We start from the raw sequence: 20,681 nt of genomic DNA on the forward strand, positions 1-20,681 counted from the left end.
GTCCGCGACCGGGCCGGGGGCGGGTGCGGCCGCCGGGGCTCCCCCGGTGCCGGTGGCCGCCTCGGGGCCGTAGCCGCCCGCCTTGCCGGAGCGGGCGTATCCGGAGCCGGGCAGCTTGTCGCCGTACGCCTCCTGGACGCGGGTCCGGTAGGCGCTGAGCGCCGTGCCGCGGGCGCCTACGGCGGCCTTCGCGTCCTCGTCCAGCGGGAGCACCCGGGAGCCGTTGTGGACGTACCAGGCGTCGATCTGCGGTTCGCGGAAGACGGTGCCGCCGGGGAGCGCGCGGGCCCCCTGCGCGGTGTAGCGGGCCTCGTCGTCGCCGGTGGCGATGTTCACCACCTGCCACCGGTCTCCCCCGTCCGTCCCGGGGACGGTCCACAGGGAGGCCTTCTGGCCGTCGGAGGAGACGGCGGTGCTGGCCAGGTAGTCCACGGTGCTCGGGGCGGCCCCCCGATGTCCGGCGACGAAAGCGGCGGAGAGCGTGCGGACGGGAACGGCCCTCCCCTCGATCCTGGGTGCGCTCGCCGCCCTGCTCACCGCGCCCTCCCGGGCGAAGAACCGGGACAGGGTGTCCAGGGTCTCGGGCTCGGTGGCGGCCTCGTGGGCCGCTTCGAGGGTGGCGGCGGTCAGCTTCGGCGGGGCCGCCCGGCCGTCGTCGGCGAGGGCGGGAGCGGCGGCGGTGAACAGGGCGGCGCCGGTGAGGGCGGTGGCGACGGCGATGCGCCGGGTGGTGGAGTTCATGACCTCACGCCCCGATCCGGTAGAGCGAGTGGGTCCAGGAGAACTCGTTGTTGTTGACGTACCAGGCGTGCGAGGCCCAGTTGTAGCGGTCGCTGGAGGGCCACGGATCGCCCCAGTAGACCCAGCTGTTGGCGTCGTCGTACCCGTAGATGACATGCATGTGGCCGCCGCCGGACGACCACTGGATACGGGTCTCGATGGGGCGCTGCGCGGATATCTCCCCCTGCACGGTCGGGTAGCGCAGCCAGCCGGTGACGTAACTGCCGGGCCTGATCCCGGCCCAGGACAGGCCGGTCTGGACGTTGCCGAGGGTGGCCTGCGAGTTGGGGCACTGGGAGTTCTGGCCGCGGTTGAAGGCGGCGTTGCAGAACTGGTTCTGGGAGTGGTTGCGGCCGAACCAGGCGGCGATGGTGGTGCCGCCGGCCGCCCAGCACCAGTTGCTCTGCTGCTGTGCCTGCATGGTGATGTTGAGCCGCTGGGCGGCGGCGACGGAGCTGCCGGCTCCGTCCGGGGACTGGGCGGCGGTGGCGGTGCCCGCGGGGACGGCGAGCAGGACGGCGGCCAGGAGGGCGGTGAACGAGAACCTTCCGGGCCTGACTCTTCGGTTGCGCATGGCGTTCCTCCCAATGCGGGGGGTGGGGATCGGAGGAGCGCGTCCGGACGCTGACGATGAGCATCCGGCGTTGTCCGGAGCAGGTCAACACGCTTCAATGCGAGGTGACATCACGGTGTGAACGGCACGGCGTCCGTGTGAACGGTCCTGTCCCGGTCACCTGCTCCCTCGCATCCCCCCGGGGGCGGTGTCGCCACTCCCCACGTGAACGTTCACCGGAGGCCCGCCATGCGGCAGACCGAGACCGAACTGGCACAGGTACTGCGGACCGGACCGTTCCATCTGGCGTTGCGCACCGCTCTGTCGGTGCGCGGGCTGCCGCTCCAGCGGGTGCGGCACCATCTGGCGCACCGGGGCGTCAAACTCGGGGTGACCAGTCTCAGTTACTGGCAGCAGGGGGTGCGCCGCCCCCGGCGGGCCGAGTCGCTGCGGGCCGTGCGGGCGCTGGAGGAGGTACTCGCGCTGCCGGACGACTCGCTGCTGCGGCTGCTGCGCGACGGTGACGCCCCGGCGGACGGGGACCGCCCGGCCGCCCGCTCCTACCGGTCGCTCCTGGAGGCGTCGGGCTCGGTGGAGCGGCTCCTCGCGGCGATGGAGTCACCCGTGGACGGCGGCCTGCACACCGTGGGGCACCAGGAGCGGGTACGGATCGGGGCGCGGCGCGAGCTGGCCGGCCGCACGTCGCAGCACGTGGTGCGCGCGCACCGGGACGGCGTCGACCGCTATCTCGCGGTCCACCGGGGCGACCCCGGCTGCGACCCGTCACGGATCGCGGTGCGGGCCCTGGAGAACTGCCGGACGGGCCGGGTCCGCTGGGACCGGGACGCGGGGGTGCTGGTGGCGGAGCTACTCTTCGACACCCGGCTGCGCTCCGGTGAGACGTACCTCTTCGGCTACGGCTTCGAGGACGGTACGGGCGGGGCCGGCGGCGAGTACGTGCGCGGCTTCACCTTCGGGGGCGGGCAGTACGTGCTCCAGGTCGGCTTCGACGAGGCGGCGCTCCCGGTGCGGTGCCGCCGGTTCGCCCAGGCGTCGGCGGGGGCGGTGCGCGGGTCCCGCGAGGATCTCACCCTGACCGGCCGGCACCGGACCGTGCACCTGGTGGAGGGGAGCGTACGGCCGGGCCTGATCGGGATCGACTGGGACTGGGAGTGAGGGCGGCCGAGGCCGTGGGGGTCTCAGTCGTCCGGGCCGCGGTGGCGCGTCAGGCGTCGGGGCCCGCGACGAGCTTTCCGCCCTCGGCGGTGACCGGGACGGCGGGCAGCGGCACGGTCGCCGGGCCCTTCACCGGCTTGCCGGTGGTCATGTCGAAGCGGCTGCCGTGGCAGGGGCAGTGACCCTCGGTGCCCTCGACCTTGTCCAGGACACAGCCGCCGTGGGTGCACTGGGCGCTGAACGCCTTGTACTCGCCCTTCGCCGGGCAGACGACGACCAGGCGCTGCTCGCGGTAGAGCTTGGCCCCGCCGACGGGCACCTCGGAGGCGGCCCCGAGATCGACGGGGGCGGTGGGGGTGGGGTTCTCGGCGTGGCCGAGCTTGGACTCGGTGGAGCAGGCGGCCGCTCCCAGCCCGGCGGCGCCGGCGAGCGCGGCGCCCTTCAGCACGGTACGGCGGGCGGCGGGCAGGCCGGGCATGCGGACTCCACGGGTTGTTGTTCGGGGTGGATCACGGTGGGGCTGGTCGTTCCGGGGTGGATCACGGCGGATCCGTGTCGCCGGGCAGGGCGGGGCGGCGACGGTGGCCCTGCGTGCCGGTGACAGAACCGACGATACCGGCGGGGATCGGAAGCCCCGCGACCGGGCCGGAGCGGCTGCCCCGACGGGCGGCGGCGGCCCCCTTGGTGCTGTGGGGACCGCCGCCGTCGGCGAGGGCGAGCGGCTGCCGGGCCGGACGGCCGCTCGGGACTCTCTCAGGCCTTGCTCAGGCCTTGCTCAGGCCTTGCGGGCGCGGGTGGCCTTCTTGGCGGCGGCCGTCCTGGTGGCCGCCTTGGCCGTACCGGCCTTGACGCCCGTGGCGTTCGCCTTGGTCACCGCGGCCTTCTTGGCCGCCGCTGCCGTCTTCTTCGCCGGGGTGGCCCTGCGGGCGGCCGCCTTGCGGGCCGCCCCCCGCCCGGAGGGCACCGCGGCCTCGCTGACGCGGTCCGCGTCCAGGATGGACTGGAGGAACTTTCCGGTGTGGCTGGCGGGGACCGAGGCGACCTGCTCCGGCGTCCCCTCGGCTACCACCAGGCCACCGCCGTTGCCGCCCTCGGGGCCCATGTCGACGACCCAGTCGGCGGTCTTGATGACATCGAGGTTGTGCTCGATGACGATGACCGTGTTGCCCTTGTCCACCAGACCGGAGAGCACGGTGATCAGCTTGCTGATGTCCTCGAAGTGCAGACCGGTGGTCGGCTCGTCCAGGACGTAGACCGTGCGGCCGGTGGAGCGCTTCTGGAGCTCGCTCGCCAGCTTGACGCGCTGCGCCTCACCGCCGGAGAGGGTCGGCGCGGACTGGCCCAGCCGCACATAGCCGAGGCCGACCTCGTTGAGCGTACGGAGGTGGCGGGCGATCGTCGGGACGGCCTCGAAGAACTCCAGGCCCTCCTCGATCGGCATGTCCAGCACCTCGGCGATGGACTTGCCCTTGTAGTGGACCTCCAGGGTCTCCCGGTTGTAGCGCGCTCCGTGGCAGACCTCGCACGGGACGTACACGTCGGGCAGGAAGTTCATCTCGATCTTGATGGTGCCGTCGCCGGAGCAGTTCTCGCAGCGGCCGCCCTTGACGTTGAAGGAGAAGCGGCCCGGCAGATAGCCGCGCACCTTCGCCTCCATCGTCTCGGCGAAGAGCCGGCGGACGTGGTCGAAGACTCCGGTGTACGTGGCCGGGTTGGAGCGGGGGGTGCGGCCGATCGGCGACTGGTCGACGTGCACCACCTTGTCGACGAGGTCGTCGCCGTCGACCCGGGTGTGGCGGCCGGGGACCGACTTGGCGCCGTTCAGCTCGCGGGCCAGGTGGGTGTAGAGGATGTCGTTGACCAGCGTCGACTTCCCGGACCCGGAGACGCCCGTGACGGCGGTGAGGACGCCGAGCGGGAAGGAGACGTCGATGTCCTGGAGGTTGTTCTCCCGGGCGCCGTGCACGGTGAGGCTCCGGACCGGGTCGACCGGGCGGCGGATGTCCGGCGTCGGGATGGACCGCTTGCCGGACAGATACTGGCCGGTGATCGACTCCTTGTTGGCCAGCAGCTCCTTGAGCGAGCCGGAGTGGACGACCTTGCCGCCGTGCTCGCCGGCGCCGGGGCCGATGTCGACGACCCAGTCGGCGACCTTGATGGTGTCCTCGTCGTGCTCGACGACGATGAGCGTGTTGCCCATGTCGCGGAGCCGGACCAGGGTCTCGATCAGGCGGTGGTTGTCGCGCTGGTGCAGGCCGATGGACGGCTCGTCCAGGACGTACAGCACGCCGACCAGGCCGGAGCCGATCTGGGTGGCCAGCCGGATGCGCTGGGCCTCGCCGCCGGACAGGGTGCCGGCCGCGCGGTTCAGCGACAGATAGTCCAGGCCGACGTCGACGAGGAACTTCAGCCGCTCGTTGACCTCCTTGAGCACCCGCTCGGCGATCTTCTTGTCGCGGGCGTTCAGCTTGAGGCGGCCGAGGAACTCGGCGCACTCGCTGATCGACATCGCGGCGACCTCGGCGATGGACTTCTCCATCACCGTCACCGCGAGCACGATCGGCTTCAGCCGGGTGCCCTCGCAGGTCGGGCAGGGCACCTCGCGCATGTAGCCCTCGAAGCGCTCCCGGCTGGAGTCGCTCTCGGCCTCGGTGTGACGCCTCTTGACGAACTGCACCGCACCCTCGAAGGCGGGGGTGGTGTAGGCGCGCTCGCGCCCGTACCGGTTGCGGTAGCGGACCTCGGTCTGGATCTTGTGGCCGAAGAGCAGGGCCTTCTTGGCCCGCTGCGGCAGCCCGGCCCAGGGGATGTCCGTACGGAAGCCGAGCGCTTCGGAGAGCGCGCCGATGAGGCGGCCGAAGTACTCCTTGGTGTGGCCGTGGGACCAGGGGTGGATCGCGCCCTCGTCGAGGGACTTCTCCTCGTCCGGGACGATCAGCTCCGGGTCGACCTCCATGCGGGTGCCGATGCCGGTGCAGTCGGGGCAGGCGCCGAAGGGCGAGTTGAAGGAGAAGGAGCGCGGCTCCAGCTCCTCGAAGGAGAGGTCGTCGTACGGGCAGTAGAGGTGCTCGGAGAACATCCGCTCGCGCTCGGGGTCGTCCTCGGGGAGGTCGACGAAGTCGAGCACGACCATGCCGCCGGAGAGACCGAGCGCGGTCTCGACCGAGTCGGTCAGCCGGCGCTTGGCGCCGTCCTTGACGGTGAGGCGGTCGACGACCACCTCGATGGTGTGCTTCTCCTGCTTCTTGAGCGTGGGCGGCTCGGAGAGCTGGATGGTGACGCCGTCGACCCGAGCGCGGCTGTAGCCCTTGGTCTGGAGGTCGGCGAAGAGGTCGACGAACTCGCCCTTGCGCTCGCGCACCAGCGGCGAGAGGACCTGGAAGCGACTGCCCTGCGGCAGGCCGAGAACCTTGTCGACGATGGCCTGCGGCGACTGGCGCGCGATGGGCCGGCGGCACTCGGGGCAGTGCGGCTTGCCGATCCTGGCGAAGAGCAGCCGGAGGTAGTCGTAGACCTCGGTGATGGTGCCGACCGTCGAGCGCGGATTGCGCGAGGTCGACTTCTGGTCGATGGAGACCGCCGGGGAGAGACCTTCGATGAAGTCGACGTCCGGCTTGTCCATCTGGCCGAGGAACTGGCGGGCGTACGAGGAGAGCGACTCGACGTAGCGGCGCTGCCCCTCGGCGAAGATCGTGTCGAACGCGAGGGACGACTTGCCCGACCCGGAGAGCCCGGTGAAGACGATGAGGGAGTCGCGGGGCAGGTCGAGCGAGACGTTCTTCAGGTTGTGCTCGCGCGCGCCACGGACGATGAGACGGTCGGCCACGCCGGTCCGCACCTTTCTAGAGAGAAGCGGGGGAACTGAGCCCCTCTCCCAGGGTATGGGGGGCGCCACAGTGGTGTGAGAAGCTTTCGATTCCGAGCGTATAGCACGCACATTCGATTTACGGCCGCCCTCGGACTCCTTCACCCGAATGAGTGGCAGAGCTAGGCTCGACCGTATGATTGATCATGCGCACGACCTGGGAGCTGTACGCGAAGCGACCGAACGGCTGCTCGACGCAGTCGGCAAACTGGACAACGCCGCCGTCGCCGAGCCGTCACGGTTGCCCGGATGGAGTCGGGGCCATGTTCTGGCCCACCTCTCACGTAACGCCGACGCGATCGGAAATGTTCTCCGGGGCCTCCCGATGTACGCGAGCAGCGAAACCCGGGACGCCGACATCGCCGACGGCGCCCCCCGCCCGGCGGCCGAGCAGCTGACCGACCTGCGGGAGAGCGCGGACGGCTTCCTGGCGGCCGCCGCCGAACCCGCCGACTGGTCCCGTACGGTCACCCTGCGCAACGGCGTGACGGACTCCGCCGCCCGGGTCCCCTTCCGGCGCTGGGTCGAGGTGGAGCTGCACCACGTCGACCTGGACGTCGGCTACGAGCTGGAGGACCTGCCGGCGGAGTTCGTGTCGCGGGAGATCGCCTTCCTGACCGAGCGCTTCCTGGGCAACCAGGACGTGCCCGCCACCGCGCTGACCGACCTGGACGGCCGCACCTGGAGCACCGGAGGCGGCCCGCCGAGCGCCCTGGTGACGGTGCAGGGGTCCGCCGCCGAGCTGCTGGGCTGGCTCTGCGGCCGCCGTGACGGCTCCGCCCTGACCGTGGCCGGGGGCCCTCTGCCCGCGCTGCCTCCGCTATAGGCTGATCCGTATGACGTACAGCGGAGCGGTGAAGGTCGGCGGACCGGCGAGCGTGCACGAACTGACGGATCTGATGATCTCCAAGGTCGCCGTCGGCGAGATGAACAACAACGCCTATCTGCTGCGCTGCCGGACGACCGGCGAGCAGCTGCTGATCGACGCGGCCGCCGAGCCGCAGACCCTGCTCGCGCTGATCGGTGACGACGGAATCGCCTCCGTCGTCACCACCCACCGGCACGGGGACCACTGGCAGGCGCTGGCCGAGGTGGTCGGGGCGACCGGCGCCCGGACGTACGCGGGACGCTACGACACCGAGGGCATCCCCGTCCCGACCGACGTCCCGGTCGAGGACGGCGACACCGTCACCGTCGGCCGGGTCGAGCTGACCGCCCGCCATCTGGCCGGTCACACCCCGGGCTCCATCGCCCTGGTCTACGACGACCCGCACGGCGCTCCGCATCTGTTCACCGGGGACTGCCTGTTCCCGGGCGGGGTCGGAAACACCCGTCAGGATCCCGAGGCGTTCGCGAGCCTCTTGCACGACGTCGAGACGAAGCTGTTCGACCGGCTGCCCGACGAGACGTGGGTCTACCCGGGCCACGGCCACGACACGACGCTCGGTGACGAGCGGCCCCAGCTGCCCGAGTGGCGTGCCCGCGGCTGGTAGCCCGCACACACCACCCACCACCCGTACCCATACGCACGCGGCAGCGGCCGGAGCGGACGGCCTTCGCCGTTACCGCCCCGGCCGCTGCCGGTGTGTCCCTGTGCCGCTCGGGGCGGCCCCGGGTCAGCTGTTGACGCTCTTGCTCTCCTCGTCGGCCGGGCCGGCGGTCTCGGCCTTCGCGGCCTCCTCCGCCTCGGCCGCCGCCTGCTTCTTGTTGGCGATCAGGCTGGTGATCGTGGTGATCACCAGGACGCCGCAGATGACGGAGAGCGAGAACGGGATGGAGATCTCGGGCACGTGCACCCCGGACTCGTGCAGGGCGTGCAGCACCAGCTTGACGCCGATGAAGCCGAGGATCACCGACAGGCCGTAGCTGAGGTGGACCAGCTTCTTCAGCAGACCGCCGATGAGGAAGTACAGCTGACGCAGACCCATCAGCGCGAACGCGTTGGCCGTGAAGACGATGTACGGGTCCTGGGTCAGGCCGAAGATCGCCGGGATGGAGTCCAGCGCGAACAGCACGTCCGTCATACCGATGGCGAGCATGACCACCATCAGCGGGGTCATGATGCGCTTGCCGTTCTTCTGGATGAAGAGCTTCGTGCCGTGGTACTGGTCGGCGACACCGAAGCGGTGCTCGATCTTCTTGAGGAGGCGGTTCTCCTCGAACTCCTCGTCCTCCTCGTCGGCGCGCGCCTCCTGGATGAGCTTCCAGGCGGTGTAGATCAGGAACGCGCCGAAGATGTAGAACACCCACGAGAAGTTCGCGATCACGGCGGCACCGGCGGCGATGAAGATCGCCCGGAGCACCAGGGCGATCAGCACACCGATGAGCAGCACACGCTGCTGGAGGTGTGAGGGCACCGAGAACTTCGCCATGATCAGGACGAAGACGAAGAGGTTGTCAACGCTCAGCGACTTCTCGGTGATGAATCCCGCGAAGAACTCGCCGGAGGCCTGGGTCTCACCGAAGACCGCGAGCCCGGCACCGAAGAGCACGGCCAGCGCGATCCAGACGATCGTCCAGATTCCGGCTTCCTTGGTCGACACGTCATGGGGCTTGCGCCCGATGAAGAAGTCGACGGCGATCAGGGCTGACAAACCAAGAATGGTCAGGGCCCATACGGTCCATGAAACGTCCACTGCGCCTCCGGCAGTTCGCTACGGCTACTGATCAGCGTCGTCGCTGCCGGAGGTCTCTTCCACCCCGCACGTGGTGTGCGCGCCTGGGCCGGCGCCCCGGGACCGATAACGGTCCGTATTGACGGGACGCCGCGTAAGGAGTACTCCCCTCCGTTCCCCAAACAGTACAGGCATCACCAAGGAAAGGTAAAGGAAAGGGTAAAGGGATCGTCAAAACCGCAGCTCAGAACCGTGTGCTCGTCAGCGGCCGGCGGCTCGGCGGGCGGCTGCCACCGCCGCGAGCACCTGTTCCAGGACGCGGCTGCCCGGCGGGACGGTCAGCGGCTCGTACGTCCAGGCGTGCCCTACCCAGGGATCGGCGAGGTGGCTGTCGGCGACCGGGGTGATCCGCAACAGCGAACGCCACAGCGGGTCGAGCACCGGCCCGTAGGCACTGGCCTCCTCCCGGTCCGCGACCATCAGGAGGTGCACCCCGACCGCGGGGCCCTCGTCGGCGAGATAGCGGAGCTGGGTGACGGCCCGGTCGTCGAAACCGTGCGGGAAGTCGTTGACCACCAGGAGCTGCTCGCCGGTGTCCAGATCGGGCGGGAGCGAATCGGCCGCCCCGGCCCGCACCGCCATCTGCACCAGGTCCACCCGCCGGGTGAGGTGGGCGAGGACCGAGGCCACTCCCCCGGGTCCGGCGGCGGGAGGCCCCGCGAGGACGCCCGCGTCGACCAGCGGCGCGAGCGGGCCGGCCGCGGCGCCCGCCGGGTCGATGACGTGCACCGAGAACTCACCGGGGGGATACACCGCGAGCAGCCGCGCCGCGTGGGTGACCGCGGTCTCCACGGCCAGCCGGCGCAGCCGGTCCGTGTCCATCGGGGCGGCCGCCTCCGACGCCGTCCGTCCGCTGTCCACCCAGATCCCGCGCTCCAGCGGCAGCCGGACGAGCAGCGGGACGCGCAGGTCGGTGCGCTCGGGAAGGTGGAGGTCGCCGATGCGCAGGGCCATCGGTATCTCCATGGGGACCTGGTGGGCGTGCCAGACGGGGTTGGCCCATCCGGCGTACGCGGCCGGGAGCGCGGGCTCGACGACGGCCGCCTCGGCGGCCAGCTGGGCCAGATCGCGGTCGAGGGCCTCCCGGGCCCGGACGGCCAGCTCGTCGCGCTTGGCGCGAGCCCCCTCGCGGGCACGGTCGCCCGCGCCGCCGATCCGGTTGCGCGGGACGGAGAGCGCCCGGTCGATCTCCTGGTCCATGCGGGACTCGGCGAAGTCCACGGCGGAGCGGTAGGCGGCGACGGCGCGGGCCAGGTCCTCGAACATGCCCCAGATCTGGTTGTAGAGGCGCTCGTCCATCGACCAGCCGGTGGCGTCCCCGGCGACCGGCTGCGCGGCCTGTCCGGGCTGGGCCGGAGGCGCGGCGGGCGGGGGCGACGGGGGTGCCGTGTGCTGCCGCCTGGGGTGCGCGTAGTTGATGGGGCCGTCGGCGGCGGGTGACGCGGCGGCCGGGCCCTGGGCGGAGTGCGGCTCAGGGGTGGTGGCCGGGTCGGTCAGCGGCTCGGGGGCCGGGGGCGGTGGGGGCGGGCGGTGGTCCGCGGCACCCGTCGCGTGCCGTACGCGGTCGCCTCCCTGGGGCCGGGGTGGCCGCGTCACCGAACGGGCCAGGCCCCGGGTGACGGCCTCCTGAATGGATCCGGCCAGTCCGGCGGCCTCGGCCACGCCCTGGTCGGCGAGCATCTCGGCGAGCCCGCCGGCGTACCCCTGTCCCACGGCGCGGACCTTCCAGGCGTCCTGGCGGCGGTAGAGCTCCAGGGCGCTGACCGCGGACTCGGCGTCCAGGCCGGTGAGCGTGAAGGTGGCGATCTCGGCGCCGTCGAGCCCGGTGACGGCGACGAAGGGGGCGGGGACGGCGCCGAACCGTGCCGGGCCGCCCGCTCCGACGGGGAGTGCGAGCAGCACGGTGACCCGGTGGGCGCCGGTCGGCAACGCCTCCAGGTCGACGGCGAGGCGGTGGTCGGCCGCCGCCTGCTGGGAGACCTCCAGCCCGGGGAGCTGGGGCGAGCCGGGGTGGGCGATCCACTCGACGCCGCGCACCGTGCCCCGTTCGTCGCCGAGGGTGGCCCCGGCCACGACGGGCGTGCCCGCCGAGACCCGGATCTCCAGACGGGTCTGGGGCAAGGTGTGGTTCTGCCCCCGGACCAGTTCGGCCGTCATTGCCCTGTCCCCCTCGACGATGGCCCGCGCGCTCGTGGGCGCGGTGCCGTGCGATGCCGTGTTCTGCTGTGCCGTGCGTGCGTGACCGTGTACGGACGTGCGTGACCCGGTGTCGCGCGTATGGGTCCTGTGCGTGCCGCGTGCGGGGGTGGCTCCCGGCGGCGGATGCCGCCGGGAGCCACCCCCGGCCGTTGCGGTGTCGGCCCCGCCGGACCGGTGCGGGTCCTACAGGTGCGGAAGGATCGACGGCATCAGGTCCTGGAACGTGCGGCCGTTGGCCGGGTTCCCGAGGGCCGTCATCTGCCATCCGCTGCCCGCGCGGTGCACCTTCGCCATGATCTGGGCGGTGTACTGGCCGCCGCCGTCGAGCGTGTACCGGGCGAGCTCCTGGCCGTTGGTCTCGTCGACGATGCGGCAGAAGGCGTGTCGGACCTCCTGGAACGTCTGCCCGGTGAAGGAGTTCACCGTGAAGACGATCTGGTCGATGTGGACCGGTACGCGCTGGAGGTCGACGAGGATCGCCTCGTCGTCGCCGCCGGCGCCGGCGCCGCCGACCAGGTTGTCACCGGTGTGCTTGACCGAGCCGTCATCGCTGACGAGGTGGCGGAAGAACACGACGTCGACCGGCTGCTTCTCGGCGAAGAGCACCGCCGAGGCGTCCAGGTCGACCTCGCGGGTGCGCGAACCGAACAGGCCACGGCGCGGAGCCGCCTGCCAGCCGAGCCCCATCCGTACCGCGGTCAGGGTCCCCCCGTCGCTCTTCTGCAGGCTGATGGCCTGACCCTTGGTCATATTGACCGTCACGCGCTGTCCCCTCTCGGCATTGCCCCGCAACCATCCGTGTGCGGTTTCCCCGCACCCTACGCATTCCACCCCGGGCGGCAGCAGGCTCGGTCCGTTTTCGTGTCGGTCTTGCAACACACCCGGCACGGTGGGCCCGGCGCCACGCAATCCACGCCCTGACCCCCGCCGGAATCCGCTCCGGAACCGGCGCGGGACCGGCACTCTTCAGCGGCGATCCCGCGCCGGTCGGGTCACCGGGATCAGGCGAGACCCGCTTCCTTCATCTGGCGCAGTTCCTTCTTCAGTTCACCGACCTCGTCGCGCAGCCGGGCGGCCACCTCGAACTGCAGATCCGCGGCGGCGGCCCGCATCCGCTCGGTCATCTCCTCGATGATCCCGGCCAGCTCGGTCGCGGGCCGGTCGCTGAGAACCGCGCCCGGCGAGGCCGCCCTCCCCTTCGCCCCGCCCTTGGCGGCCTTGCCGCCGAGCGCGGGCACCGGCGCCTTGGCCTCCTTGCCCTGCCGGTAGCCGGTGCCGAGCAGCTGCTCGGTGTCGACCTCCTCACGGGCGATGGTCGCGACGATGTCGTTGATCTTCTTGCGCAGCGGCTGCGGGTCGATGCCGCGCTCGGTGTTGTACGCGACCTGCTTCTCGCGGCGGCGGTTCGTCTCGTCGATCGCCTGCGCCATGGCCGGAGTGATCTTGTCGGCGTACATGTGGACCTGGCCGGAGACGTTACGGGCGGCGCGGCCGATGGTCTGGATGAGTGAGGTGCCGGAGCGCAGGAAGCCCTGCTTGTCGGCGTCGAGGATGGCCACGAGGGACACCTCGGGGAGGTCGAGGCCCTCGCGCAGGAGGTTGATGCCGACGAGCACGTCGTACTCGCCGGAGCGCAGCTCGCGCAGCAGCTCGATGCGGCGCAGGGTGTCGACGTCGCTGTGCAGATAGCGGACCTGGATGCCGAGCTCCAGGAAGTAGTCGGTGAGGTCCTCCGACATCTTCTTGGTGAGCGTGGTGACCAGGACCCGCTCGTCGCGCTCGACGCGCTTGCGGATCTCGTGGACCAGGTCGTCGATCTGGCCCTCGGTGGGCTTGACCACGACCTCCGGGTCGACCAGGCCGGTGGGGCGGATGATCTGCTCGACGAACCCGTCGCCGCGCGAGAGCTCGTACTTCCCCGGAGTGGCGGAGAGGTAGACCGTCTGGTCGATCCGCTTCAGGAACTCCTCCCACTTCAGCGGCCGGTTGTCCATCGCGGACGGCAGCCGGAAGCCGTGGTCGACGAGGGTCCGCTTGCGGGAGGCGTCCCCCTCGTACATCGCGCCGATCTGCGGGACCGTGACGTGGGACTCGTCCAGGACGAGCAGGAAGTCGTCCGGGAAGTAGTCGAGGAGGGTGTTGGGGGCGGTGCCGGGGGCGCGGTCGTCGAAGTGCATCGAGTAGTTCTCGACGCCGGAGCAGGTGCCGATCTGGCGGAGCATCTCGATGTCGTACGTGGTGCGCATGCGCAGTCGCTGGGCCTCCAGCATCTTGCCCTGCTTGTCCAGCTCGGCCAGGCGCTGCTCCAGCTCCTGTTCGATGCCGCTGACGGCCTTCTCCATGCGCTCGGGCCCGGCGACATAGTGGCTGGCGGGGAAGACGTGGACCGTGGGGTCCTCGCTGATGATCTCGCCGGTCAGCGGGTGGAGCGTGGACAGGGCCTCGATCTCGTCGCCGAACATCTCGATCCGGACGGCGAGCTCCTCGTAGACCGGGAAGATCTCGATGGTGTCGCCCCGGACCCGGAAGGTGCCGCGGGTGAACGCCAGGTCGTTGCGGCTGTACTGCATCTCGACGAAGCGGCGCAGCAGCTGGTCGCGGTCGATCTCCTCGCCGACCTTGAGCTGGACCATGCGGTCCACGTACTCCTGGGGCGTGCCGAGGCCGTAGATGCAGGAGACGGAGGCGACCACGACGACGTCGCGCCGGGTGAGCAGCGAGTTCGTCGCCGAGTGGCGCAGCCGCTCGACCTCCTCGTTGATGGAGGAGTCCTTCTCGATGTAGGTGTCCGACTGCGGGACGTACGCCTCGGGCTGGTAGTAGTCGTAGTACGAGACGAAATACTCCACCGCGTTGTTCGGGAGGAGCTCACGGAACTCGTTGGCCAGCTGGGCGGCGAGGGTCTTGTTCGGCGCCATCACCAGGGTGGGGCGCTGCAGCTTCTCGATCATCCAGGCGGTGGTCGCCGACTTGCCGGTGCCGGTCGCGCCGAGCAGGACGACGTCCTTCTCATCCGCGCGGATACGCCGCTCCAGCTCGGCGATGGCCGCCGGCTGGTCGCCGCTGGGCTGGTAGGGACTGACGACCTCGAAGGGCGCCACCGAACGTTCGATCTTGGAAACGGGCCGCATGCATCCACCGTACGGCTCGCCACTGACAACGGCCCCGGATCAGCGGTACCGGGCCCCTCCCGCCCCCTCCCGGCCGGTGCTCCGCGGGCGCAGCCCCGCCCGTGGGTCCGGGGCGGCTCCGCCCGTCACGGCCCTGGGGTCGAACAGGAGCACCACGGCGGCGAGGAGCAGGAAGCAGCCGGGGCCGGCCAGCATCGGGCCGATCATCTCGGCGGGCCGGTCGCCGGGCAGGACGTCGGCCAAGTCGGAGGGCAGGGTGGGCGGCAGGTGCAGGTGCACGTCGAGCGCGGCCATGCCGGTGTAGTGCATCCCGGTCACGGCGACGGCCATCAGGATGCTCGCGCCGACGCCGGAGAGGGCTCCTCGGAGGGTGACGGCCGCCCACAGGGCGCCCGTGGCGGCGCATCCGGCGATCAGCACCGAGAGGACGACGAGCGGGGTGTCGTACGCGAGCCGCGCGTCCATGCGCATGCCCGCCATGCCGAGATAGTGCATGGAGGCGATGCCGAGGCCGGTGATGGTGCCTCCCGTGATCAACGCCATGCGGGTCGCGCCCCGGTACCCGACAATGAAGATGCCGATGCCGACCATCACCACGGCCACGGCCAGGCCCGCGAAGGTGAGGGGCTTGTCGTAGGAGATCGGCGTCTCCCGGACGGTGAAGCCCGTCATCGCGACGAAGTGCATGGTCCACACCCCGGAGCCGATGGACAGCGAACCCAGCGCCAGCCAGCCGGCCCGCCAGGTGCGCGCGGCATGAAGGGACCGGGTGGTGCAGCGGAGTCCGAGGGCGGCTCCCAGGGCGGCCATGAGGAAAGCCGCGACCGGGGTCACCAGGCCGTGGGTGAATCCGTCGACTGTTCCTTGCATGCGCGTACGCCCTTCGAGAAAGCCCGGGGTCGAGGAGGGTCCTTAAGGGGCGAGTCCCGGCAGACAGACAAAGAAAGCACATTTTATCGGCACAGCCGCGTGCCCTGCTCCGGCGGTGGCCCCGGGTTCGAAGGTTCCGTTCATTTCGCGGCCATCGCCGCCCCGCCGGGCGTTGGCGAGCCGCTGTCACTCTCTGCGTGTCCGCACACTCCCGACGTGAGGAGTCCCCGTGTTCGTCCGCACCGCCACCGCCTCCACCACGGCCGCCGCCCTGCTCGGCGCCGGCGCTCTGCTGCTGCCCGCCGACCGGCCCGAGGCTCCGGAGCGCCGGGACGCCCCGGTCGTCGTGGCCCACCGGGGGGCGTCGGGCTACGCGCCGGAGAACACCCTCGCCGCCGTCGACGCCGCCGACGCGCTCGGCATCGAATGGGTCGAGAACGACGTCCACCGCACCCGCGACGGCGTGCTCGTCGTGCTGCACGACACCAACCTGAAGCGCACGACGGACGCCGAGCAGGTCTTCCCCGACCGGGCGCCGTGGGCGGTCAAGGACTTCACCGCGGCGGAGGTGGCGAAGCTCGACGCGGGCAGCTGGTTCGGAGCGCGGTTCGCCGGGGCCCGGGTGCCGACGCTCACCCAGTTCCTGGACCGTATGGAGCGCAACCGGCAGAAGCTGCTCCTGGAGATCAAGAGCCCGGCGACCTACCCGGGCATCGAGCGGGACATCATCCAGGTCCTGGGGCGGTCGGGGTGGCTGGACCGCTCCCACGTACGGAGCCGGCTGGTCATCCAGAGCTTCGGCGCCGACAGCGTGAAGAAGGTGCACAGCCTGCGCCCCGACATCACGACCGGCTTCCTGGGCACACCCGCGGTGGCGGACCTGCCCTCGTACGCGGCGTTCACCGATCAGATCAACCCCTCGTACGCGACGATCGGCGCCGACTACGTGGCGGCCGTCCAGCGGCTCAAGGGCCCGCACGGCAAGCGCCTGCGGGTGAACACGTGGACGGTCAACAAGGCGGCGGACGCGGCGAAGGCCCGCGACTACGGGGTCGACGGCATCATCACCAACTTCCCCGACGTGGTGCGCGACGCGACGAGCTGACGCGGCGGGGTGGCGGGCCCGTCGGTTCTCCGCCGACGGTGCCGGGCCGGCCGTCGAGTGGACCGTCGTGGACAGCGACGTCGGTCCGCTGCTGCTCGCCGCGACCGGGTCCGGTCTGGTGAGTGTGTCCTTCCATGCCCGCCCCGCCGTGCGGGACACGGTCCTCGACCGGTTGCGGACCCGGTTCGGCGCGGAGCCGGTGGAGGCGCCCGGCTCCGCGCGGCTCGCCGAGCCCATACGCGTGCTCGCGGCGTATTTCGCGGGCGAGCGGCAGGATCTCGACCTCGCGCTGGACTGGTCGTTGACCTCCGGGTTCCACCGTGAGGTGCTCCGCGAGCTGGCGTCCGGGGTGCCCTACGGGACGGTCGTCGGGTACGGGGAGCTGGCCGCACGGGTCGGCCGGCCGGAGGGGGCGCAGGCGGTGGGCGCGGCCATGGGGGCCAACCCACTGCCGGTGGTGGTTCCGTGTCACCGGGTGGTGGAGAGCGACGGTGGCCTGGGCGGGTTCGGTGGCGGTCTGGAGACCAAGCGGCGGCTGCTGGCGCTGGAGGGGGTCCTGCCGCAGCCGCTGTTCTAGGACGCGTCCGATCGATCACCGTCAGGGCCCGTTCACCCGCCCGGGTGCACGGCGGCGGCCGGGCGGTGACACACTGCGCCGGTGACGCGACCCCTCTCCCTCACCCAGGTCACGGCCGCCGGTCTGCCGGCTCTCCAGCGCCGGACGTCGGCCGTGCTCATCGTCAGCCAGATACTCGGCGGCCTCGGCGTGGCCGTCGGCATCGCCCTGGCCCCGATACTGGCCGCCGAGGTGAGCGGGTCGGAGGCGCTGTCCGGGCTGGCGCCGACCGCGTCCGTCGTCGGCACGGCGCTGCTGTCACTGCCGCTGGCCGCCCTGATGACCGCCCGGGGCCGCAGGTCCGGCCTGGCACTCGCCTATCTGATCGGTGCGCTGGGCGGTGGCCTGGTGGTCCTCGCCACGATGCTGCCCAGCTTCCCGCTGCTGCTGCTCGGCATGGCCGCGTTCGGCGCGGGGTCCCTGGCCGGTCTCCAGGCCCGGTTCGCGGCGGCCGACCTGGTGGGGCCGGAGCGGCGGGGGCGGGCGATCTCCACCGTCGTCTGGGCCACCACGATCGGCTCGGTCGTGGGCCCCAACATCTCGGCCCCGGCCGGCCGGCTGTTCCGCGGTACGCCGGTGCCCGAGGCCGCCGGACCGTACCTGTGCTCGGCAGCCGTGTTCCTGCTCGCCGGGCTGGTCGTGGCGCTCGCGCTGCGTCCGGATCCGCTCCTCACCGCCCGCGCCCTGGCCCCGGAGGGCCCGGCGGGGCCGCCGAAGCGCTCCCTGCGCGCCGGCGTCGAGGCCGTCCGGGAGTCGCCGATGGCGCGGCTCGCCCTGCTGACGGTCACCGTGTCGCACACCGCCATGGTGTCGATCATGGTCATGACCCCGGTCGACCTGGGCCGGCACGGCGCGGGTCTCCAGTTGATCGGACTCGTGATCAGCGGGCACATCGCGGGCATGTACGCGTTCTCACCGGTGATGGGGTGGCTGGCCGACCGGTTCGGCCGGCTGGCCGTGATCGGGCTGGCCGTCGGACTGCTGAGCTGCGCCGCGCTGCTCGCGGGCACCGCCGGGCCCCGGCACGGGCAGACCGCCGCGGGCCTGTTCCTGCTGGGCCTCGGCTGGTCGGCGGGGATGATCGCCGGTTCGGCGCTGCTCACCGACGCGGTACCGCGGTCGGCCCACGCCGCGGTGCAGGGGCTGTCGGACCTGACCATGAACGCGGCGGCGGCCGTCGGCGGGGCGGCGGCCGGGGTGATCGTCGCGCAGTGGGGGTACGGCCCCCTCAACGCGATCGGCGCCGCTCTGCTGTTGCCGGTCGCCGCGATCGCCCTGCGCCGGAGCCTGCGGCGGCCGGGAACGGTCAGCGGCTGACACCCGCCGGACCGGCTACCCCGGCCACCACCGCCACAGCCACAGCCACCACGGCTGCCGCAGAGACGGCCTCAGCTACGAGCCACCGCCGTCAGAGGCTGATGTGGTACGCCTTGCGGAGCGTCTCGTGAACCGTCCAGGTCGTCCGGTCGCCCTCGCGCAGGACGCAGGCGACCCCCGGGCCGATCTCCAGCGTCGCCCCGCCCTCGACCTCGACCGTCGCCCGTCCGCTGACGACCACGAACAGCTCGTTCGCCTCGGTGTCGGTGACCACGCCGGGTGTGATCTGCCAGATCCCCCGGAGCTGCTTGCCGTCGGCCGATTCCCAGAGCACCTTGCCCGTCACCACGGGTTCGCCCGAGACGATCTGCGCCGGATCGAGGGGTTCCGGTACGAGTTCGGCGTCCGGGATGTGCACGGCGAAGGAGGCGGGGACCTGGTCATGTGTCGTCATGGCCGGTCACCTTAGCGACCGCTTCCGGCCACCCCACCGCCAGGACCCGCCACGGGTCCACCGTCCGTGGTTTGCGCCCCTGCCGGCCGCGACAGGGATGGGGGCATGCCTCAGAACCCACCGGACCAACGTCCCGCGGATACGAAGAACCCTGAGACGGACGCCTACGAACCAGCGCTCTCGGAGGAGGTGCGCGCCGCGCTGGAGGCGGGTCTGCCCGTGGTGGCGCTGGAGTCGACGATCATCGCGCACGGTCTGCCGCGCCCCCGCAACCTGTCCGTGGCGCGGGAGCTGGAGGGGCTCGTCCGGTCCGCCGGCGCTGTCCCGGCCACCATCGCCGTCCTGGACGGGCGGGCCCAGGTCGGCCTGAGCGAGGACCAGTTGGGGCGGATCGCCGGGGACCCGGCGGTACGCAAGCTGGGGCACCGTGATCTCGCCCCGGCGCTCGCCGCCGGGGCGAGCGGGGCGACGACGGTGTCCGCGACGGCGTTCCTGGCGGCGCGGGCGGGCCTCGGCGTCTTCGCGACGGGCGGGCTCGGCGGCGTACACCGGGAGTGGGCCGAGAACCAGGACGAGTCGGCCGATCTGCGGCTGCTCGCCCGCACCGGGATCACCGTGGTCTGCGCGGGGGTCAAGTCGATCCTCGACGTCCCGGCGACCCTCCAGCGGCTGGAGACCCTCGGTGTCGGCATCGTCGGCTACGGCACCGAACACTTCCCCGGCTTCTACCTGAGCAGCTCCGGCGAACCCGTCGACTGGACGGTGCGCAGCCCCGAGGAGGTGGTGGAGGTCATCCGGGCGAAGGAGGTGCTGGGCGGCCCGGCAGCCGCGCTGATCGTCGCCAACCCCGTGGCGGAACGGGCTCAGTTGGATCCGGTACTGCACGACCGGGTGCTGGCGGAGGCGCTGGACGCGTGCCGGGAGCGGGGCATCTCGGGGCAGGGCGTGACTCCGTTCCTGCTGGACCAGCTGGTGCGGCGGACCGGGGGCGCGTCGCTGGAGGCGAACCTGGCGGCCGTCCGCGGAAACGTGGCTCTCGCGGCGCGGATCGCCGTCGCGGCGGCGGACGCCCGGTGAACCGTCCGGCGGCGGGCGGTGGGCTGTTGGTGGTGGGGGACGTGGTCACGGATGTGGTGGCGCGGTACGGATCGGCGCTCGCCCACGGTACGGACACGGCGGCCCGGATCCGTACGCTGGCGGGCGGCGCGGGGGCCAACGTCGCCTGCTGGGCCGTGCGTTCCGGCTGCCCGGAGGTCCGGCTGCTGGCCAGGGCGGGGGCGGAGTCGGCCGACTGGCACCGGGAGGAGCTGGAGCGGGCGGGGGTGCGGGCGTTCCTGGCGGTGGACGACGCGTTCCCGACGGCGACCGTCATCGCCCTGGTCGACGCGGCGGCCGAGCGCACGTTCCTGACCGACGGCGGGGCGGTGCTGCGGCTCGCCGTCGAGGATTTCGCGCCCACGATGCTCGACGGCACAGGGCGGCTGCATCTCTCCGGCTACCTCCTGTTCGCCGCGACGAGCCGGGCCGCCGCCCTCCTCGCGCTGCGCACCGCCGTGGAGCGGGGCGTCCCGGTGAGCGTGGACCCGGCGTCGGCCGGGTTCCTCGGCGAGCTGGGGCCCCAGCGTTTCCTGGAGTTCGCGGAGGGGGCGGAGCTGCTGCTGCCGAACGCGGACGAGGCCCGGCTGCTCACCGGACTGCCCGCGCCGGAGTCCGCGGCGGCCGAGTTGAGCCGGTGGTTCCCGCGCGTCGTCGTCACCCTGGGCGCGCGGGGCGCCGTGCTGGCCGCCGGGGGCGAGGTCGTCGGCCGTGTCCCCGCCCCGCCGGTGCGCGAGCCGGTCGATTCGACGGGGGCGGGCGACGCGTTCACCGGCGGGTTCCTCGCGGCCCTGCTGGCCGGGGCCGACGACATGGCCGCTGTCTCTTATACACATCTCTGAGCG

At 72.0% G+C, this 20,681-nt stretch carries 18 protein-coding genes; 8 read left to right on the forward strand and 10 right to left on the reverse strand.

Going from position 1 to position 20,681, the window contains the following annotated elements; translation table 11 throughout:
- Window positions 1-741, reverse strand: a 741-nt coding sequence (locus CR470_RS22395) for a hypothetical protein (RefSeq protein WP_107489493.1), incomplete at its 3' end; no start/stop codon positions are given.
- A 4-nt stretch (window positions 742-745) separates the two neighbouring features.
- Window positions 746-1,354 carry a papain-like cysteine protease family protein gene (locus CR470_RS22400; protein WP_097869343.1) on the reverse strand — a complete coding sequence of 203 codons (609 nt, stop codon included), beginning with the start codon at window positions 1,352-1,354 and terminating at the stop codon, window positions 746-748.
- A 228-nt stretch (window positions 1,355-1,582) separates the two neighbouring features.
- On the opposite strand from CR470_RS22400, the gene CR470_RS22405 reads away from it, so the two are divergent.
- The gene (locus CR470_RS22405; protein ID WP_097869344.1) at window positions 1,583-2,509 is read left to right on the forward strand and encodes a hypothetical protein; all 927 of its coding nucleotides are present in this window, start codon (window positions 1,583-1,585) and stop codon (window positions 2,507-2,509) included.
- 49 nt (window positions 2,510-2,558) lie between these two features.
- On the opposite strand, the gene CR470_RS22410 is transcribed toward CR470_RS22405, so the two are convergent.
- Together CR470_RS22410 and uvrA are read right to left on the reverse strand one after the other, a co-directional pair.
- Entirely contained in the window at window positions 2,559-2,987 is a 429-nt protein-coding gene (locus CR470_RS22410; RefSeq protein WP_097869345.1) for a Rieske (2Fe-2S) protein, read from the reverse strand.
- A gap of 297 nt (window positions 2,988-3,284) precedes the next feature.
- Window positions 3,285-6,335 carry an excinuclease ABC subunit UvrA gene (gene uvrA / locus CR470_RS22415; RefSeq protein WP_097869346.1) on the reverse strand — a complete coding sequence of 1,017 codons (3,051 nt, stop codon included), beginning with the start codon at window positions 6,333-6,335 and terminating at the stop codon, window positions 3,285-3,287.
- Between the two features lie 175 nt (window positions 6,336-6,510).
- Between uvrA and CR470_RS22420 the strand changes: the two genes are divergently transcribed.
- Window positions 6,511-7,200: a maleylpyruvate isomerase family mycothiol-dependent enzyme gene (locus tag CR470_RS22420; RefSeq protein WP_097869347.1), complete on the forward strand. Its 690-nt coding sequence runs from the start codon at window positions 6,511-6,513 to the stop codon at window positions 7,198-7,200.
- A 10-nt stretch (window positions 7,201-7,210) separates the two neighbouring features.
- Window positions 7,211-7,867 carry an MBL fold metallo-hydrolase gene (locus tag CR470_RS22425; RefSeq protein WP_097869348.1) on the forward strand — a complete coding sequence of 219 codons (657 nt, stop codon included), beginning with the start codon at window positions 7,211-7,213 and terminating at the stop codon, window positions 7,865-7,867.
- Window positions 7,868-7,990: 123 nt separating this feature from the next.
- On the opposite strand, the gene CR470_RS22430 is transcribed toward CR470_RS22425, so the two are convergent.
- The 5 genes from CR470_RS22430 to CR470_RS22450 all read right to left on the reverse strand — a co-directional run bounded on the left by CR470_RS22430 (window position 7,991) and on the right by CR470_RS22450 (window position 15,249).
- The gene (locus CR470_RS22430; RefSeq protein ID WP_097869349.1) at window positions 7,991-9,010 is read right to left on the reverse strand and encodes a TerC family protein; all 1,020 of its coding nucleotides are present in this window, start codon (window positions 9,008-9,010) and stop codon (window positions 7,991-7,993) included.
- Window positions 9,011-9,250: 240 nt separating this feature from the next.
- Entirely contained in the window at window positions 9,251-11,206 is a 1,956-nt protein-coding gene (locus tag CR470_RS22435) for a TerD family protein (protein WP_097869350.1), read from the reverse strand.
- Between the two features lie 225 nt (window positions 11,207-11,431).
- A complete protein-coding gene (locus tag CR470_RS22440; RefSeq protein ID WP_097869351.1) occupies window positions 11,432-12,010 on the reverse strand; it encodes a TerD family protein in 579 nt (192 codons plus the stop codon).
- Window positions 12,011-12,249: 239 nt separating this feature from the next.
- Window positions 12,250-14,379, reverse strand: a complete 2,130-nt coding sequence (uvrB, locus tag CR470_RS22445) for an excinuclease ABC subunit UvrB (RefSeq protein ID WP_097869352.1) — start codon at window positions 14,377-14,379, stop codon at window positions 12,250-12,252.
- A gap of 39 nt (window positions 14,380-14,418) precedes the next feature.
- A complete protein-coding gene (locus CR470_RS22450; RefSeq protein ID WP_097869353.1) occupies window positions 14,419-15,249 on the reverse strand; it encodes an MHYT domain-containing protein in 831 nt (276 codons plus the stop codon).
- Between the two features lie 229 nt (window positions 15,250-15,478).
- Between CR470_RS22450 and CR470_RS22455 the strand changes: the two genes are divergently transcribed.
- The 3 genes from CR470_RS22455 (at window position 15,479) to CR470_RS22465 (ending at window position 18,287) form a co-directional block, all read left to right on the forward strand.
- On the forward strand, window positions 15,479-16,354 hold the full coding sequence (locus CR470_RS22455) for a glycerophosphodiester phosphodiesterase family protein (protein WP_097869354.1): 876 nt from the start codon (window positions 15,479-15,481) through the stop codon (window positions 16,352-16,354).
- Window positions 16,355-16,421: 67 nt separating this feature from the next.
- Complete coding sequence (locus CR470_RS22460) at window positions 16,422-16,931, forward strand: methylated-DNA--[protein]-cysteine S-methyltransferase (RefSeq protein ID WP_097869355.1); 510 nt, start codon at window positions 16,422-16,424, stop codon at window positions 16,929-16,931.
- Window positions 16,932-17,084: 153 nt separating this feature from the next.
- The gene (locus tag CR470_RS22465; RefSeq protein WP_097869359.1) at window positions 17,085-18,287 is read left to right on the forward strand and encodes an MFS transporter; all 1,203 of its coding nucleotides are present in this window, start codon (window positions 17,085-17,087) and stop codon (window positions 18,285-18,287) included.
- A gap of 91 nt (window positions 18,288-18,378) precedes the next feature.
- Here CR470_RS22465 and CR470_RS22470 read toward each other — a convergent pair whose 3' ends face one another.
- Window positions 18,379-18,741 (reverse strand): cupin domain-containing protein, encoded by a 363-nt coding sequence (locus tag CR470_RS22470; protein WP_097869356.1) that lies wholly within the window; start codon window positions 18,739-18,741, stop codon window positions 18,379-18,381.
- A gap of 105 nt (window positions 18,742-18,846) precedes the next feature.
- Here CR470_RS22470 and CR470_RS22475 point away from each other — a divergent pair, with 105 nt between their 5' ends.
- Together CR470_RS22475 and CR470_RS22480 are read left to right on the forward strand one after the other, a co-directional pair.
- Complete coding sequence (locus CR470_RS22475; RefSeq protein WP_097869357.1) at window positions 18,847-19,818, forward strand: pseudouridine-5'-phosphate glycosidase; 972 nt, start codon at window positions 18,847-18,849, stop codon at window positions 19,816-19,818.
- On the forward strand, window positions 19,815-20,678 hold the full coding sequence (locus CR470_RS22480; RefSeq protein ID WP_097869358.1) for a carbohydrate kinase family protein: 864 nt from the start codon (window positions 19,815-19,817) through the stop codon (window positions 20,676-20,678). The genes CR470_RS22475 and CR470_RS22480 overlap by 4 nt, the downstream gene beginning before the upstream one ends.
- Window positions 20,679-20,681 lie beyond the last annotated feature (3 nt).

Source organism: Streptomyces sp. rh34, from assembly GCF_002551245.1.
In the GTDB taxonomy this organism is placed as follows: Bacteria; Actinomycetota; Actinomycetes; order Streptomycetales; family Streptomycetaceae; genus Streptomyces.

Excerpts from the sequence above, each read along its gene's own strand:
- CR470_RS22400 (WP_097869343.1), bottom strand. The coding sequence starts at position 1,354 with ATGCGCAACCGAAGAGTCAGGCCCGGAAGGTTCTCGTTCACCGCCCTC.
- CR470_RS22405 (WP_097869344.1), top strand. The coding sequence starts at position 1,583 with ATGCGGCAGACCGAGACCGAACTGGCACAGGTACTGCGGACCGGACCG.
- CR470_RS22410 (WP_097869345.1), bottom strand. The coding sequence starts at position 2,987 with ATGCCCGGCCTGCCCGCCGCCCGCCGTACCGTGCTGAAGGGCGCCGCG.
- CR470_RS22420 (WP_097869347.1), top strand. The coding sequence starts at position 6,511 with ATGATTGATCATGCGCACGACCTGGGAGCTGTACGCGAAGCGACCGAA.
- CR470_RS22425 (WP_097869348.1), top strand. The coding sequence starts at position 7,211 with ATGACGTACAGCGGAGCGGTGAAGGTCGGCGGACCGGCGAGCGTGCAC.
- CR470_RS22435 (WP_097869350.1), bottom strand. The coding sequence starts at position 11,206 with ATGACGGCCGAACTGGTCCGGGGGCAGAACCACACCTTGCCCCAGACC.
- uvrB (WP_097869352.1), bottom strand. The coding sequence starts at position 14,379 with ATGCGGCCCGTTTCCAAGATCGAACGTTCGGTGGCGCCCTTCGAGGTC.
- CR470_RS22450 (WP_097869353.1), bottom strand. The coding sequence starts at position 15,249 with ATGCAAGGAACAGTCGACGGATTCACCCACGGCCTGGTGACCCCGGTC.
- CR470_RS22470 (WP_097869356.1), bottom strand. The coding sequence starts at position 18,741 with ATGACGACACATGACCAGGTCCCCGCCTCCTTCGCCGTGCACATCCCG.
- CR470_RS22475 (WP_097869357.1), top strand. The coding sequence starts at position 18,847 with ATGCCTCAGAACCCACCGGACCAACGTCCCGCGGATACGAAGAACCCT.